This is a genomic window from Actinoplanes sp. NPDC021490 (genome assembly GCF_055562135.1).
The window spans coordinates 111052-127533 of record NZ_JBVHFW010000018.1 but is presented as its reverse complement, the minus strand read 5'-3'; the positions used below and the strand labels follow the sequence as shown (position 1 = coordinate 127533).

13 protein-coding genes are annotated in these 16482 nt (G+C 71.4%); 6 read left to right on the top strand and 7 right to left on the bottom strand.

Features of this window, described 5'->3' with window-relative positions:
• Positions 1–99: 99 nt before the first annotated feature.
• The 4 genes from ACZ3I4_RS36785 to ACZ3I4_RS36770 all read right to left on the bottom strand — a co-directional run bounded on the left by ACZ3I4_RS36785 (position 100) and on the right by ACZ3I4_RS36770 (position 3631).
• Positions 100–639 carry a nuclear transport factor 2 family protein gene (locus tag ACZ3I4_RS36785; RefSeq protein ID WP_465386714.1) on the bottom strand — a complete coding sequence of 180 codons (540 nt, stop codon included), beginning with the start codon at positions 637–639 and terminating at the stop codon, positions 100–102.
• Between the two features lie 79 nt (positions 640–718).
• Positions 719–1720, bottom strand: a complete 1002-nt coding sequence (locus ACZ3I4_RS36780) for a 5'-3' exonuclease (RefSeq protein ID WP_465386713.1) — start codon at positions 1718–1720, stop codon at positions 719–721.
• Positions 1721–1730: 10 nt separating this feature from the next.
• Positions 1731–2744 carry a LacI family DNA-binding transcriptional regulator gene (locus ACZ3I4_RS36775; protein WP_465386712.1) on the bottom strand — a complete coding sequence of 338 codons (1014 nt, stop codon included), beginning with the start codon at positions 2742–2744 and terminating at the stop codon, positions 1731–1733.
• A gap of 71 nt (positions 2745–2815) precedes the next feature.
• Complete coding sequence (locus ACZ3I4_RS36770) at positions 2816–3631, bottom strand: alpha/beta hydrolase family protein (protein WP_465386844.1); 816 nt, start codon at positions 3629–3631, stop codon at positions 2816–2818.
• Positions 3632–3857: 226 nt separating this feature from the next.
• On the opposite strand from ACZ3I4_RS36770, the gene ACZ3I4_RS36765 reads away from it, so the two are divergent.
• Entirely contained in the window at positions 3858–6662 is a 2805-nt protein-coding gene (locus ACZ3I4_RS36765; RefSeq protein WP_465386711.1) for a helix-turn-helix transcriptional regulator, read from the top strand.
• Here the strand turns inward: ACZ3I4_RS36765 and ACZ3I4_RS36760 are convergent.
• Positions 6597–8948: a glycoside hydrolase family 3 N-terminal domain-containing protein gene (locus tag ACZ3I4_RS36760; RefSeq protein ID WP_465386710.1), complete on the bottom strand. Its 2352-nt coding sequence runs from the start codon at positions 8946–8948 to the stop codon at positions 6597–6599. The genes ACZ3I4_RS36765 and ACZ3I4_RS36760 overlap by 66 nt on opposite strands.
• Before the next feature lie 339 nt (positions 8949–9287).
• Here ACZ3I4_RS36760 and ACZ3I4_RS36755 point away from each other — a divergent pair, with 339 nt between their 5' ends.
• The 3 genes from ACZ3I4_RS36755 (at position 9288) to ACZ3I4_RS36745 (ending at position 12449) form a co-directional block, all read left to right on the top strand.
• Positions 9288–10634 carry an extracellular solute-binding protein gene (locus ACZ3I4_RS36755; RefSeq protein ID WP_465386709.1) on the top strand — a complete coding sequence of 449 codons (1347 nt, stop codon included), beginning with the start codon at positions 9288–9290 and terminating at the stop codon, positions 10632–10634.
• A 77-nt stretch (positions 10635–10711) separates the two neighbouring features.
• Complete coding sequence (locus tag ACZ3I4_RS36750; RefSeq protein ID WP_465386708.1) at positions 10712–11554, top strand: carbohydrate ABC transporter permease; 843 nt, start codon at positions 10712–10714, stop codon at positions 11552–11554.
• 1 nt (position 11555) lies between these two features.
• Entirely contained in the window at positions 11556–12449 is an 894-nt protein-coding gene (locus tag ACZ3I4_RS36745; RefSeq protein WP_465386707.1) for a carbohydrate ABC transporter permease, read from the top strand.
• On the opposite strand, the gene ACZ3I4_RS36740 is transcribed toward ACZ3I4_RS36745, so the two are convergent.
• Complete coding sequence (locus ACZ3I4_RS36740; RefSeq protein WP_465386706.1) at positions 12414–13445, bottom strand: LacI family DNA-binding transcriptional regulator; 1032 nt, start codon at positions 13443–13445, stop codon at positions 12414–12416. The two genes, ACZ3I4_RS36745 and ACZ3I4_RS36740, sit on opposite strands and share 36 nt — an antisense overlap.
• Before the next feature lie 139 nt (positions 13446–13584).
• Between ACZ3I4_RS36740 and ACZ3I4_RS36735 the strand changes: the two genes are divergently transcribed.
• Both ACZ3I4_RS36735 and ACZ3I4_RS36730 read left to right on the top strand, forming a co-directional pair.
• Positions 13585–15339: a serine/threonine-protein kinase gene (locus ACZ3I4_RS36735; protein ID WP_465386705.1), complete on the top strand. Its 1755-nt coding sequence runs from the start codon at positions 13585–13587 to the stop codon at positions 15337–15339.
• Between the two features lie 110 nt (positions 15340–15449).
• Entirely contained in the window at positions 15450–15713 is a 264-nt protein-coding gene (locus ACZ3I4_RS36730) for a hypothetical protein (RefSeq protein WP_465386704.1), read from the top strand.
• 187 nt (positions 15714–15900) lie between these two features.
• Here the strand turns inward: ACZ3I4_RS36730 and ACZ3I4_RS36725 are convergent, their stop codons facing one another.
• Positions 15901–16467 (bottom strand): Uma2 family endonuclease, encoded by a 567-nt coding sequence (locus tag ACZ3I4_RS36725; protein WP_465386703.1) that lies wholly within the window; start codon positions 16465–16467, stop codon positions 15901–15903.
• Positions 16468–16482 lie beyond the last annotated feature (15 nt).

Genomic DNA, 16482 nt, shown 5'->3' with positions numbered 1-16482 from the left:
CCGGCCGCTGGCCCGCCCGAGCCGCAGATCCGCTGGAGTCCCATCAGCCCAATGGCCGCCGGAGTCGCTCTCGCCCGCTGGTCTTACGCCCGCATGGGCCTATCGCGCGTCCAGGCCTACCCCCAGGTAGCCGGCCCCACCGTCAGCGCGTCCCCCAGTGGTCGCCGCCACCTCCGAGGCCGACCCCATGGCCACCCCAGCCAGCTCGGCGTTCTCCTGATAAGCCGCGGTGAGCTTGACCCGGCTGAGGCGCCACCCATCCGCAGTCCGGACCGCCTCGTTGTCGTAGAACCCCACGACCAGCCAGCGGTTGGGCCCGTCCCCGGCCAGGTGGGGCGGCAGCCAGTGTTCGGCCCGTACGTGTGCGTGGATCGTCGCCCGGTCGCCGTCGATCTCGATCACGTGGCCGCTGATGACGTGGTGGGTGGCCGCCCACGGCGCGAAGCTGGCGCGCAGAACCTCGACGTAGCCGGCCAGCGGCACGGTCGCCGGGGGCATGGCGGTGACCGACTCGAAGTCGAGGGTCAGCGGGTCGAGAAAGACCCTGCCCGGCGTCTCGGCGAACTGTCGGAGGTCGGCGATGTCGGCGTAGCGGCCGAGCAGTTCGATCAGCTCGGCGCGATCTTCCAGGTCAGTCATGGGGGTATCCCTCCAGGGTTATACGACTATGTGTCGCAAAACTAACCGACGAAGTGTCGTAAAACAAGGAGAGGGCTGATCAGAAGAGGGAGAGCTGGCCCGGCGTCGGCTCGCGGCGGGCCTGCAGGCTGCCTCGGAACACCCACGGGCGGAACTCGGGAGTGGGGTCCGCGTCGGGGGCGGTCGGGGGGTCGCCGCCGGTCAGCGCCCACAACGACGGGCCCAGGTTGATGCCCCGGGCTCGCAGGGCCTGCCGCATGACGAAGCGGTTGAGGGGGATGCGGGCCTTCGACAGGTCGGGGATCTCCAGGTCGTGGCGCATGCTCATCAGCCGGCGATTGCGGTCGACGATCTCGCGGGAGCCGGGGTCGCTGAAAGAGGTGGCGGCGTGGGCTCCGACAGCGTCGCGCACGAGGGCGACCCCGGCTTCCCACGCGGCCTCGAGCGTGCCGAACGCGGTGAGCAGCTTGGCCGCGGTGGTCGCGCCGAACCGGCGTACGCCATGAAGGTTGTCGGACGGGTCGCCCCGCAACGCCGCGAAGTCGCGGTATTGCCACGGGTGCACGCCGTAGAGGGAGGGCAGGGTCGCGGCGTCGATCAGCATCGCCTCGTCGAAGCCGCCGTTGCGCACGCGCAGCACCGAGGTGGATTCGTCGATCAGGGCGAACGCGTCGCGGTCGCTGGTCATCAGCACGGACTGCCAGCCGCTGCCCCGGGCGGCGGCGGCGGCGCTGGCCAGCACGTCGTCGGCCTCGTAGGCCCGGGGCACGACGGTGCACACCCCGGCCTCGCGCAGCAGGGCCGGAGCGGCCAGGAGCTGGGCGGTCAGATCCTGCGCCTTGTCGGGGCGGTGCGCCTTGTAGGCCGGATAGTCGGTGCGGCGGGCCGATTCCTCAGGGCAGTCGAAGCCGACCACCACCGCGTCGGGCCGCAGATGCGCGGCGGCACGGGCCAGATAGCCGACCAGGCCGCGCAACGCCCAGATCGGATTGCCGTCGTCGTCGAGCCAGCCGTCGCCCGCGCCGGCGTGGTAGGCGCGGTGCAGCAGGCTGTTGCCGTCGGCGACGAGCAGGAGTGGCACGCGAGAGAGACTACGCCGGAGGTGCGACGCTTTCCCTCACCACGAGGGCGGGTTGGATGACCCGGCGTACGGCATCGGTGGTCCCCGATTCGATCTGGGCGAGCAGGAGTTCCAGCGAGGCCGTCGCGACCGCGTCGAAGTCGGGGCGGATCGTCGTCAGCGGGGGGTTGTAGAAACCCGCTTCCGGTACGTCGTCGAAGCCCACGATGCTGACGTCGGCGGGCACCCGGCGCCCGTGCTCGTTGAGCGCCCGCAGCAGCCCGAGCGCGATGTGGTCGTTGGCCGCGAACACCGCGGTCGCCCCGGGCAGGCGGGCCAGCAGCTGGCCGTTGCGGTAGCCCGACGCCGCGCTCCAGTCCCCGGTGAGCAGCGGCGGCACCTCCCGGCCGGCCTCGCGCAGGGCGGCCTCCCAGCCCTGGATGCGCCCGGCGGCGTCGAACCAGTCGGCCGGGCCCGAGATGTGCCACACCGAGTCGTGCCCCTGAGCCAGCAGATGCTCGGTGGCGGCCCGGGCCCCGGCGACCTGGTCGACCGTCACCAGCGTGGACGACCGTTCCGGATCGCCGTCGATGGTCACCAGCGGCACGTCGCCGGGCAGCTTGGCCAGGGCCGGACCGGCCCCGGCGACCGGTGCGATCACGACGAGCCCGGCGACGCGCTGGTCGAGATGCCGCTCGACGGCGTCGGCGATCGACCGCTCGTCGAGGTTGCGCACGCTGCCCACGTTGACCGCGAAACCGGTGGCCTGCGCCGCCTCCTCGAACGCGGTCAGCATCGACGCCGGCCCGTACAGCGACGAGTTCTGCGCGACCACGCCGATCACCTTGGAGGTGCCGGTGACCAGGGCGCGGGCGGCCCGATCGGGGCGGTAGCCGAGTGCGGCGATCGCGGCCCGCACCTTGAGGCGGGTCGGCTCGCTGACGTTCGGATGCTCGTTGAGCACCCGCGACACCGTCTGATGCGACACCCCCGCGAGCCGGGCGACGTCCATCATGCCCGGCGGCCGACCACGTTTGACGCTCATCCGCGGCAGAATAACCGCACGGGGCCGGTCGGCGGGGTCCGCCCACCGGCCGGCCGATCCGCACGCGCTTTCTAGACCAGGGGGCAGGTGTTGCGGTAGTCCGAGATGGAGGTGCTCGACGGGCCGGGGCAGATGAACTGGTCGTAGCGCGTGTCGTTGTCGACGAAGCGCTTCAGCCAGGCCACCGCGAGGCGGGCGGTGTAGGTGTTGGTGGTCTGCGGGAAGAAGTGCGAGGCGTTGTTGAGCTCGAGATACGCCTTCTCCGAGGCCGACGGGATGCTGTTGTAGAACGGGATCGAGTGCGACGCGACGGGCGCGACCGTGTCGCTCTCGCCGCCGACGATCAGGGTCGGCACCCGCAGCGTCGACCAGCTCTTGGTCGTGTTCCACGGGGCCAGCGGCACGGCCGCCTGCAGCGACGGGCGGGTGCGGGCCGCCTCGAGGCTGCCGCCGCCGCCCATCGAGTGCCCCGCCACGGACAGTCGCGTCGTGTCGATCCGGGAGCGGACCGAGCTGGAGCGTGTCAGGTAGTCGAGGGCGGCCAGCAACTGGTCGCCGCGCGAGTCGGGCTGGTCGTACAGGGTGTTGGTCTCGATGCCGATCACCACGAAGCCGTGCGACGCGATGCGTGGCCCGAGCCACGACAGGCTCGACCATCGGGCGGTGAAGCCGGGGGAGATGGCGACCGCCCCGAAGGTGCCGTCGGACGTGGTGGTCGGGTAGTAGATCGTGCCGCCGCCGAAGCCGGTCACCAGCGAGGAGACGTTCTCGGTGGCGACACTGTAGGGACCACGGCTCGCGTCGAGCGCGGCGGTCGTCGGGGCCGGCCCCCGCTCGTACGGGTTGTCGGCGGCCTGAGCCGGCGCGGCGCCGAGACCGACGGCCATGACCGCGGTCAGTGCCGCGGCGAGGAAGAACCGGCGTGGTTTGCGAAGTTGCTGCACCTGACACGCTCCCGAGGGATGGGGGATTTATGGCGGTCAGTGTTTGTGCAGCTTCGCGCGGTGCGCATCGGTGAAATCACCGGCCTTGTTAACATCCCGGAAATTTCAGCTACCGAAAAGTAAGCGTCGATGTCTTTCCCGCCGTGGCCTGCGGCGACAGACTCGCGACATGGATAGTGCACTGCCGGTGCAAAATTCCTTCCCGTACGGGCGGCAGGCCGAACTGGCGGCGATCCGCGCGCTGCTGGCGGCGGCCGCCGACGGCCGGGGCGGCGCCCTGATGCTGGCCGGCGGCCCGGGTGAGGGCCGCACGACACTGCTGCGCGCGGCCGGTCACCCGCAGGCGCCGGCCACGGCCGGATCGGCGTGGACGACGCTGCGCGCCGACGGGCACGCCGACGAGTCGGGCCTCGCCCACGCCGGGTTGCAGCGCCTGCTCGAGCCGCTGGCCGCACTCGTGGCCGACCTGCCCCCACGCCAGCGGGAGCCGCTGACCGAGGTGATCGCCGGGCAGCCGCCGGTCGCCGGGCCGCTGACCCTCGGGGTGAGCGTGCTGGCCCTGTTGCGCCGGGCGGCCCGCCGCCGGCCGGTGCTGTGCCTGATCGACGACGCCGACCGGCTCGACGCCGCGTCGTGGCAGCAGATCCGCCTCGTCGCCCGCCGTCTGAACGACCTGCCCGTCGCCCTGATCGCCACCGTCACCGCCGACGCCCACGGCCTGGCCACCGCGGCCGACCTGCCCCGGCGGCGGCTGACCCCCTTGACCGAGGATGCCGGCCTGGCGCTGCTGGACCGGTGTGCTCCCGACATCGCCCCGGAGACCGCGACGGCCCTGGCCGACCTGGCCGCCGGTCATCCCGGCGCCCTCACCGAGCTGGCCGCCGCCCTGACCCCGGCCCAGCGCCGCGGTTACGCCCCACCACCGGCCGGCCTGCCGCCCGGCTGCGCGCTCCAGCTCCGGGGCCACGCCCTGCTGGCCACCCTGCCCGACCTGACCCGGCGACTGCTTCTGCTGGCCGCCGCCGATCCGGGCGCGGCCCCAGCCGACCTGGCGGCCGCGGCTGACCCGGGCGCGGCCCCGGCCGACCTGGCGGCCGCGGCTGACCCGGGCGCCGTCCCGGCCGACCGGCCGGCGGCTGCGGAGGGGAGCGGCGATCCGGTTCTGGCCGGCTTCGAACCCGCCGAGCGCGCCGGAATCGTCGAGGTCACCTCGGCCGGGGTGCGGTTCACGCCGCCGGTGATGCGCACGGTCGTCTACGGCGACGCGCCCCTCGGCCGGCGCCACGCGGCCCACCGGTCGCTGGCCGTGGCTCTCGCCCGGAGTGGCCGCCGCCTGCCCGCCCTGCTGCATCGGGCGGCCGTCGCCGCCGGCCCCGACGACGTCCTGGCCGGCGAGCTTCTCGAGGCGGCCGAGGACGCCCCGGCCGCGCCGGCCTTCCGGGCCCGCCGGCACGCCGCCGACCTCCTCGCCGATCCGCGGGCCGCCGCCGGGGCCGCGTTGGCCGCCGCGCGCTCCGCGCTGGCCGCGGGCCGGCCCCGCGACGCCGCGCCGCTGCTGCGGCGGGCCGGCCAGGCGACCGGGAACGCCGTGGTGCGGGCCCGGGCACGGGCCCTGATCGCCGAGACGCACGCGCGCGGCGCGCCCGCCGAGTCGCGGGACACGCTTCTCGAGGTGGCGGCCGAGTTGATGACGGCTGACCCGGCGGGCGCCCTCGAGGCGCTTCTGGTGGCGGGGGAGGCGTGCGGGCGTACGGGAAACGCGGGTCTCTATCCCGGACTGGCCCGGCAGGCCGCCGCCCGGTGCCGCGACGGCCGTCCGGTCACCGACCTGGCCGTGCAGCACATTCTGGGGACAGCCGACCTGCTGAGCGGCGACGAGGAGGCCGGGTTCGCGCACTTCCGGGAGGTGGTGCGGCTGGCCGGGCACACCACCGACGCGGCCGCGCTGATCCGGGCGGCCAACGCCGGGATCCTGCTCGGCGACGACGGCCGAGCCGGGCTTCTGGCCGCGCGGGCCGTCACGAGCGCGCGGGAGGCGGGCAACGCGCCGCTCGTGCCCGAGGCTCTCGAGGTGGCCGCGTACGCCGAACTGGCCGCCGGCCGCCACGACGCGGCGCACGAGCACGCCCTCGACGGGGCCGCGATCGCCCGGGGCGCCGGCCGGCCCGACCTGGCCGACGCCCACCTGGCGCTGCTCGGCCTGCTGGCCGCGTTCCGGGGCGACGCCGGACCGGGTCACGGCCGGCCGCCCGGATCCGGTCTGGGCGACTGGTCGGAGGCCCTGCTCGACCTGATGAACGGCGAGCCCGAGAAGGCCGCGGGACGGCTCGTGCGGCTGGCCCGTACCGGCTCGATGACGTTGCGGGTGGCCATCGCCCCGCACCTGGTCGAGGCGACCGGGATCCGGTCGGACGTGTTCGACCGCTGGGCGGCGCGCACGGCTCAGCCGGGATGGCTGGCGTTGCGCAGCCGGTGCCGGGCGCTGACCGACGCCGGGGCGGCCGACGACTACTTCCGCGAGGCGCTGGGCTGGCACGAGCGCGACGCCGACGGCGGCTACGCCCGGGCCCACACCCAGCTGCTGTACGGCCGTCACCTGCGCCGCCACCGCCGGCCGGCCGAGGCCCGCGACCATCTGCGCCGCGCCGTGGAGACGTTCCACCACTTCGGGGCCGGGCCGTGGGCCGAGCAGGCCGCCCGCGAGTTGCGGGCGGCCGGGGAACGGATCGGCCCGATCGGCCGGGCCCCGCTCACCGCTCAGCAGCAGCGGATCGCGGAGCTGGTGGCCGAGGGGGCGACCAACCGTGAGGTGGCCCAGCAGCTGCACCTGAGCCCCCGCACGATCGATCATCACCTGCGCAACGTGTTCGCCCGGCTGGGCGTGCGGTCGCGCACCGAGCTGGCCCGGCTAGACCTTCTCCACCGTGACCGGGGTGACCAGGCGGCGGTCCCGGTCGCCGACCACGCGCAGTGAGCCGGTCAGCCGCACCCGGCCCGTGCACGGCAGGTCGGAGGCCGACGTGCCGACCAGCACGTCCAGCTCGCCGGGCTCGACGACGCGGGAGAAGTCGCGGCCGGTGAAGGCGGTGCGGTCGGCGTGCACCGTGAAGGTCACGTCCTTGGCCTCGCCCGCCTCCAGCGGCACCCGCGCGAAGCCGGTCAGCTGCTTGACCGGCCGGGTCACCTGGGCCACCAGGTCCTTCAGATAGAGCTGCACGACCTCGTCGCCGGCCCGCGAGCCGGTGTTGCGGACCCGCACGGTCACCGTGAACTCGCCGTCGGTCGGCACCTCGGTCGCGCCGAGCCGCAGGTCGTCGACCTCGAAGCTGGTGTACGAGCGGCCGTGGCCGAATGCGAACAGCGGCGTCGGGTCGAGGTTGCTGACCCCGGTGTTCTCGGCGCCCAGCGAGGGCAGCAGGTACGTGCTCGGCTGGCCTCCCGCGTGCCGGGGGATCTGCACCGGCAGCTTGCCGCCCGGGTTGACCGCGCCGGTCAGCACCCCGGCGATGGCCGCGCCGCCCTCCTCGCCCGGCATGAACGCCTGCACCAGCCCGGCCGCGCGCGAGGCGAAACTGCCCAGCGCGTACGGGCGTCCGGAGACCACGACCACGACGACCGGCTTGCCGGTGGCCAGCAGCTCCTCGATCAGGTCGGCCTGCACGCCGGGCAGCTGGAGGTCCTCGGCGTCACAGCCCTCGCCCGAGGTGCCGTGCCCGAACAGGCCGGCCAGGTCGCCGACCAGCACCACGGTCACGTCGGCGCCCCGGGCGGCCTCGACGGCGGCGGCGAACCCGGACTTGTCGTCGCCGATCACCGCGCAGCCCTGTTCGTACACGACCTCGGTGCCGGAAAGGGCAGACCTGAGCGCGTCGACCGAAGTCGGCACGTCGATGCCCAGCCCGGCCTTGGGATAGCGCGGCAGCACGTGGTTGGGGAAGGCGTAACAGCCCATGAACGTACGCGGGTCGGCCGCGGCCGGTCCGACCACCGCGACCCGGGCCAGGCCGGGGGCCAGCGGCAGCGCGGTGCCCGGGTCGAGCAGCACGATCGAGCGCTCGGCCATCTCGCGGGCCAGCGCCCGGTTGCCGGCCGAGTCCAGGTCGGTGGTCGCGGCGGCGGCCACCGACTTCTCCGGCGTCCAGTCCGCGTCGAGCAGGCCGAGCTCGACCTTGTGGGTCAGCAGGCGGCGGGCGGCCCGGTCGATGAGCGCCTCGTCGACCTGGCCGATCAGATCGGTGCCGAAGCCCAGCGTGTCGGGCAGTTCGACGTCGATGCCCGCGGTCAGCGACTGGATGCCGGCGTCGGTCATGTTCTCGGCGACGTGGTGGGTGGTGGCCAGGAACGGCACGGCCCAGTAGTCGGAGACGACCGTGCCGGTGAAGCCCCAGCGGTCGCGCAGCAGCTCGGTGAACAGCCACGGGTCGGCCACCGCGGGCAGGCCGTCGATGTCCGAATAGGAGTTCATGACCGAACCGGCCCCGGCCTCGCGGATCGCGGTCTCGAAGGTCGGCAGGATGATGTCGAGCAGCTCGCGCCGGCCCATCGGCACCGGTCCGTGGTTTCGGGCACCGCGCGACGCCGAATAGCCGGCGAAGTGCTTGAGGGTCGCGATCACGCCCGAGCTCTGCAGCCCCCGCACGTAACCCGCGCCGAGCAGCGCGACCAGGTACGGGTCCTCGCCGATCGTCTCCTCGACCCGGCCCCACCGGTAGTCGCGCACCACGTCGAGCACGGGGGACAGGCCCTGGTGCACGCCCACCGCGGCCATGTCGCGGCCGATCGCGGCGGCCATCCGCTCGACCAGTTCGGGATCGAAGGTGGCGCCCCAGGCGATCGCGGCCGGATAGACCGTGGCGCCGAACGTGGTGAAGCCGGTCAGGCACTCCTCGTGAACGATCGCGGGAATGCTCAGGCGCGAGTTGGCGAGGACGATGTGCTGCTGACGTACGACCTCGGCGGCGCCTTCGACGGCAGTGAGGGGGTAACTCCCGTAGACCCGGGTCAGGTGGCCGAGTCCGTGCCTGCTGGCGTCTTCCAGGGGTATCGTGCCAGAAGCCGCGAAAACGTCCTGCATAGGAGCGACGTTGAGGGTTTCTTCCGGATCGATCTCCTCTTCGTCCTGCATGTCGTTGCCGACCCAGCGGCTGCCGAGCTGGCCGATCTTCTCCTCGAGGGTCATCGCGGCGAGCAGCGCGTCGACGCGCTCAGCGACGGGTAGCGCCGGGTCCTGCCATGGCTTGTGTGCCGGTTCTGTGGTCACGGCGCAACTCCTCAGTGGTTCCTTGGTGTGGTTCCGAAACTTTCAGTGTTTGCACAGGTCGAACTTTCGGTGCCTGATGATCTTAGGCGGGCCTGTGCGCCCTGGTCCGATGGCGTCCACTCTCGCCATGGGAGCGCGACCAGAGCAAGACCCTTGACATGATCAAGCCGAAACCCTACGTTAACGAAACCTCGTGTTAATTTGCGGTTGTCGAGCGAAAGTTGCAGCCACTGTGACGCGGGTGACGCGCTTGCAGGTCAATGACGCTTGTAGGTCAACACAGCACCACGGCGATTCTCTCGCCGCCACTGAGGGCGGCACTCGAGTACGGAGATCAGCGTGACCAATAGCCCGATTTCTCGGCGGAACTTCCTCGGCCTCGCCGCGGGTGCAGCCGGCGCCGCGGCGCTCGCTGCCTGTGGCAGCTCCGGCCCCGAAAACAGTGGCGGCGGCAGCACCAGCGGTGGTGGCAGTGGCGGCGGCGCCAGCTACTGGTCGCTCAGCGGCCCGCCCGGCGAGCCTGTTCGCAAGGCCTCGATCAAGCGGTTCAACGACGCGAACCCGAACACGAAGATCGAAGAGTTCTACTACCAGAACGACGCGTACAAGCAGAAGATCAAGACCTCGCTGGGCGCGAACCAGGCCCCGACGATGATCTGGGGCTGGGGCGGTGGCGGTCTCAAGGAGTACGTCGCGGCCAACCAGGTCGAGGACCTGACCGACTGGCTCGGTCAGAACGCGGCGGTCAAGGACAAGATCCTTCCGTCGTCGTTCGGCGCGGCCACGGTCAACGGCAAGATCTACGCGATGCCGATCGAGACCGTCCAGCCGATCGTGCTCTTCTACAACAAGAAGGTCTTCGAGCGCGTCGGCGTGCAGCCCCCGAAGTCGTGGGGCGAGATCATGGCGCTGGTGCCGAAGTTCAACGCCGAGAAGATCGCGCCGTTCTCGCTGGCCGGCCAGTCCCGCTGGACCAACATGATGTGGCTCGAGTTCCTGCTCGACCGTACGGCGGGCTCTGAGGTCTTCGACCGGGTGTTCGCCGGCGAGAAGAACGCGTGGAGCGACCCGGCCGTGCTCGACATGCTCACCAAGATCCAGGACCTGGTCAAGGCGAACGGCTTCCAGAAGGGCTTCTCGTCCACGGCGGCCGACTCCAACGCCGACCAGGCTCTGCTCTACACCGGCAAGGCAGCGATGATGCTGCACGGCTCCTGGTCGTACGGCATCCAGACCGCCCAGGGCGGCAACTTCGTCAAGGACGACGGTCTGGGCTGGATGAACTTCCCGCCGGTCGAGGGCGGCAAGGGCGACCCGAGCAACACGGTCGGCAACCCCGGTCAGTACCTCTCGATCTCGTCCAAGGCCTCGGCCGAGGCGAAGGAGACGGCGAAGAAGTTCTTCTCCACCACGCTGGTCGACGACGCGGAGAAGGAAGCCTGGGTCAAGTCCGGCGGCGTGCCGGTGCTGAAGGGCAGCGAGAGCCTGTTCCAGGGCTCCGACGCCCAGTTCCTCAAGGACATGGCCGCCATCGCCAACGGCGCCAAGACCTTCGCGCAGTCGTGGGACCAGGCGCTGAGCCCGACCGCGGCCGAGACCCTGCTCGACAACATCGCGAAGCTGTTCCAGAACCAGGTCAGCCCGCAGCAGTGGGTCGACGCCATGAACGGAGTCATCGGCAAGTGACCGCGATCGCTCCGCCCGTCATACGGACGAAGGAGCCCACCAGGTCCAGCGGCGGGCGGAGCGGTCCCGTCCTGTGGATGGCGCTGCCGGCCTTCGTGTGGTTCGTGTTCTTCGGCATTGTGCCGCTGCTGGGCGTGGTCTGGCTCAGCTTCACGACCTGGAACGGCATCGGCGAGATCGTGCCGTCCGGTCTGGACAGCTGGAAAGCCACGCTGCAGGACCCCGGCCTGCCCAACGCGCTCTGGGTCACGTTCCTGATCATGGCGTTGTCGTGGGCCGTGCAGACCCCGCTGTCGATCCTGCTCGGTGTCTTCCTGGCCACCAGCAAGCGTTACCGCGAGTTCCTGGCCGTGCTGTTCTTCATCCCCCTGCTGCTCAGCTCGGCCGCCATCGCCATCACGTACAAGGCGCTGCTCGACCCGAGCTTCGGCCTCGGCAGCGGCCTGGGCGTGGAGTGGCTCAACCAGGACTGGCTCGGCAGCTCGACGCTGGCCATGGGCGTGCTCATCTTCATCGTCTCGTGGCAGTTCATCCCGTTCCACACGCTGATCTATCAGGGCGCGGTGCGGCAGATCCCCACGAGCATGTACGAGGCGTCCCAGATCGACGGCGCCGGCCGCGTGCGGCAGTTCGTGTCCATCACGCTGCCACAGCTCAAATACACGATCATCACGTCGTCGACGCTGATGGTCGTCGGGTCGCTGACCTTCTTCGACCTCATCTACGTGCTGACCGGTGGTGGCCCCGGCGACTCGACCCGGGCGCTCGCGCTGCTCATGTACAAGCAGGGTTTCCAGGCCAACCTCATGGGTCCGGCCAGTGCCATCGCCGTGATCCTGGTTCTGGTCGGCCTCGGGCTGTCCCTGCTGCTGCGGCGGCTCGGCGGACGGGCCGACGACAGCCAGCTGGAAGGAGCCTGAGTTGGCGACCGTCACGAACCACCGACCGGCGCCGACCGTCTCCGGCAGCCCCGGCACCGCCCGCAAGCGGTCCAAGCTGCTCCAGTTCAACTGGATCGGCGGCGGCCTGGGCTGGGTCTGGCTGTTCATCGTGATGCTACCGATCTACTGGATCATCATCACGAGCTTCAAGACCCAGGACACGTACTTCATCACCAACCCCCTGGCCCCGCCGAGCGACTTCTCGTTCGCCAACTACAAGACGGTCATCGAGTCGGACGTCGCGCGGTACTTCCTGAACAGCGTGATCGTCACGGCCGGCGCGATCATCCCGGCCGTCCTGATCAGCTTCATGGCGGCGTACGCGATCGTCCGGGGCTCCGGCAGCCGCGTCCTGCGCCTGATGAACGGGGTGTTCGTGATGGGCCTGGCGATCCCGCTGCAGGCGGTGATCATCCCGGTCTATCTGATCATCATCAGGCTCAAGATGTACGACACCCTGGCCGCGATCATCCTGCCGTCGATCGCGTTCGCCATCCCGCTGTCCGTGCTCGTGCTGTCGAACTTCATCCGTGACGTCCCGAAGGAGCTCTTCGAGTCGATGCGGATGGACGGCGCCACCGAGTGGGGCACGCTGTGGCGGCTGGCATTCCCGCTGACCCGCCCCGCGCTGGTCACGGTGACGATCTACAACGCGCTCGGCATCTGGAACGGCTTCCTGCTGCCCCTGGTGCTCACCCAGAGCCCCGACAACCGCACGATCCCGCTCGCCCTGGCCGACTTCTCGGGTCAGTTCGGCGTGAACGTGCCGGCGATCGCCGCCTCGGTCACCCTGACCACGCTGCCGATCGTCATCCTGTACGCCGTGGGACGCCGCCAGCTACTGAGCGGTCTGACGGCGGGTTTCAGCAAGTAGGGCGGTGCTCTCCCGGACGACCAGCTCGGTCGCCAGTTCCACCCGGGGAGTCTCGATGGGCTCGCCACGCGACAGTCGCAAGACGGTCCGCGCGGCGAGCCCGCCCATGTCGGCCAGCGGCTGACGCACGGTGGTCAGCGGCGGCGACGACCAGCGGGCCTCGGGCAGGTCGTCGAAGCCGACCACGCTCAGATCGTCGGGCACCCGGAAGCCGCGCAGCCGGGCCGCCTCGTAGACACCCAGCGCCATCTGGTCGCTCGACGCGAAGATCGCGGTCGGCGGGTCGTCCCGGTCGAGCAGCCGGTGGGCCGCCGCGAAGCCGCCCTCGTGCCGGAAGTCGCCCGGTTCGATCAGCCGGCGGTCGACCCGCATGCCGGCCGACTCGAGCGCGGCCCGGTAGCCGTCCAGGCGGGCGCGGCTGCACAGCAGGTTGCGCGGGCCCTCGATCAGCCCGATGCGCTGGTGGCCGAGCGAGATCAGATGCTCGGTGGCGCTGCGGCCGCCCGACCAGTTGGTCGCGCCGATCGTCGGCACGTCCGCCGCGGCGCCGCCCGCCGGATCGATGATGACCATCGGCACGTTGAGCCGGTGCAGCTCGGTGTAGACCGGGCCGGCCCCGTCCGATATCACCAGCACCACGCCGTCGGACTGACGGGACCGCAGGTTCTGCAGCCACTGGCGGGTCGACGCGGTGCGCCGGTGCACAGCCGAGATGACCGTGCCGACGCCGGCCGCGTGCGTGACCTCCTCGACACCGCGGATCAGCTCGACCGCCCACGGGCTGTCGAGATCGTGAAAGACCAGGTCGATCAGGCCCGCACGCAGGGGCTGGCGAGAGTTACGAGGGCGGTAGTCGTGCTCGCGGAGAAGATGTTCGATGCGATCGCGCGTCTCGGGGGAGACGTCCGTACGTCCGTTGAGCACCCGCGACACCGTGGGCACGGAAACCCCGGCCGCCTCGGCAATGGTCGCGATAGTGACGCGTCGTCCGCCCACGGCCATTCGACTCTCCTCGCTAGCCCCCACCTCGCCCCGAAACTTTCGTTCCGGAGTTCCGGAAGTATTGCACATTACGAGCCGGATAAGGGCACGTGCACACGTCTGATCTCGGCGGTGACCGGGTAAGGCGTCTCTCATGGCACTGATCGCCGGTCGTTACCGCCTGGGCAGGACTCTGGGTGCAGGCGGGATGGGCAAGGTCTGGCACGCCCGCGACGAGGTGCTGCAACGCGACGTCGCGATCAAGGAGATCCTGGTGCCGGACGACGTCGGCCAGGTTCAGCGGCGCACGCTGCGCGAAGCCCGGGCCGCGGCCCGGCTCGGTCACCCGAACGTGGTGCAGATCTTCGACGTCTTCGAGGCCGACGGCCGCACCTGGATCGTGATGGAGTACGTGCCGTCCCGCTCGATGCAGGAGGAGCTCCGCCTCGAGGGCCCGATGGATCCGCGCCGTGCCGCCCGGATCGGCCTCGACCTGCTGGCCGCCCTGCGCGCCGCCCACTCCGCCGGGGTCGACCACCGCGACGTGAAGCCCGGGAACGTGCTGCTGGCCGACGACGGCCGGGTGCTGCTGACCGACTTCGGGATCGCCACCATCGAGGGGGACAGCCAGATCAGCAGCTCCGACATGCTGCTCGGCTCACCCGAATACATGTCGCCCGAGCGTGCCAAGTTCGGCACGGCCGGCCTGGCCTCCGACCTGTGGTCCCTGGGCGCGACGCTCTACGCCGCCGTCGAGGGGCACGGCCCGTTCCACCGGTCCAACGCCCTGGCCACCCTGACCGCGCTGGCCGCCGACGAGCCCGACCCGCCGCGCCAGGCCGGTCCGCTCGAGCCCGTGCTGACCGGCCTGCTGCGCAAGGATCCGGCCGAGCGCCCCAGCCTGGCCGAGGCGGAACACCAGCTCCGGGCGGCCGTCGCGGGCGCCTATGGTCACGCCCTGGTTCCCGTACGGGATGCCGCCACGACCACGGACGAGCTGGCGCTGCCCCCGAGCGAGTCACCGGCCACAGAAGCCCCCGCCGCTTCCATCCCCGCCCAGCGCACCGCCCCTCCGGCCGAGCCCGCGTCCCCCGCCCCGCCCGTGCCGGCGCAGCGGTCGGCGCCCCCGGCCCCTCCGCCGCAGCACGCCGAACCCGCGCCCGTTCCCGACGACCCGCCCCCGCCCGTCCCGGCGGGCCCCCGCCGGCGCTGGATCGCCGCCGGCTCGGCCTTGGCCGCCGTCGTGCTGGCCGCCGTCGTCTGGGCCGTGGCCCGCCCCGAATCCGGTGAGGACAATCCCACCACCGGCTCGCTGGGCTCGGCCCCCGCCACCTCGACGGCCGCTCCCTACTCGGCCGGGCCGTCGTCCCCGGCCACCGGCTCGGCGTCGCCGTCACCATCCCCGTCGTCCACTCCGGGCTCCGGCTCGGGTTCAGCCCCCGCCTCGGCCGGGAACGACGACGATCTGCCGCCCCTGCCCAGCGGCTGGCGCGACTACCGCGACCCCACGGGCTTCGCCGTCTACGTCCCCACTGGCTGGACGCGGTCCAAGGAAGGCTCGATCGTCTACTTCCGGAACGGCTCCCAGGTGCTCGGCATCGACCAGACCAAGAAGCCCGCGCGCAACCCGGTGGCCGACTGGCGGGGCAAGGCCGACTACCGCGTTTCGAGAGGCGACTTCCCCTCGTACGACGAGATCCGCATCGTCTCCGTCGACTACTTCGAGAAGGCCGCCGACTGGGAGTTCACCTTCACCCGGAACGGCACCCGCCAGCACGTCAACAACCGTGGCGTCGTCACCTCACCCACCCAGGCGTACGGCTTCTATTGGCAGACCCGCGACGCCGACTGGTCCGCCCGGCGGGACGACCTGCAACTGGTCTTCGACAGCTTCCGCCCAGCCGACTGACCCTCGGAACCGGTCGCCGCGCGCCGACCGGGGTCGGCCGAACCGGCATAGTCGCGCGGACTGTCGTTGATCCGCCTGCGCCCCGCCCATCCGGGGTGTCAGCTGGGTTGATGTTCCGCTGGTCCCGCTTTCCCGTTGCGGTCGTCGCCGCGGCGTTCCTCGTCGCCTGCGACCCCGCGGGCGGCAACGCGCCGGTCGGCGGAACCCCTCCCCGAACAACCGGCACGTCGTCGGCCGGCACGCCCGTGCCCGGCCCGGCTCCACAGATCGGAGCCCCGCTGCCCGAGGTGGCGCCCCTGCCCGGGGTGACCGAGCTGCTGACCCGCCCGATCCGCCTGCCCGAGGAACCGCAGCGCCGCGTGCCGATGCCCTGAGAGACGGCGGTCCCAAGCAGAAGCTTCTAGCGAGGCGGGGCCACGGCCCGCGCCTCACCCCGTTCGCCACCAGCGAAGCCACCGAAGCCGCCGGATAAGACCAGCCCACACGGATTAGCGATGGCCGGCTCTTCGACCACGCCCGCGGCCGTGACCGCGAGTCCGGCGTTTTGCGGGCGAGCACCCCTCAGAAGTCGGTGAGGTCGTTCGTGTTGATTTCGACGGGGAACGGCTCATTCAGGACGAGCGTGTCGCCGGGCTGGGTGACGCCGGCTTCGCGGTACGTCTCGCCCTCCAGACGGAACAGGCGGAGAGTCACGCCTTCGTAACCCGGCATGTCGGCTTCGACGATCAAATAGCAGTCGATCTTGGCTTGGGCATAGAGGTGCATCTTGAGCCCACGATCGACCGAGCCGGTGCTCGGCGATATCACTTCGGCGGTCAGGACGATTTCCGCGGCCTCGTTGACCACCGCGCTTCGGCTCATCATGCCGACCGCGACGTCCGGGATGAGGATGCGGTTGGTGCCGACCCGGACATTCGGTTCGGCCAGGGCGCGTAACCCCGCCGATCGTGCCGCCGGGCGCAGAACGGCGAGAAGCAGGTGAGTGATCTCCAGGCGGGAATTGCCGGGCGATGGGCTGACCCACAGGCCCCCGTCCACCAGCTCGATTCGATTCCCCGTCTCGCCGAGCGCCAGGTACTCCGCCTCCGTCCAAGAGGCGACGGGGTTGTGCTGCCTCGCCTCCGCCATGGGCGAAGTGTCGCA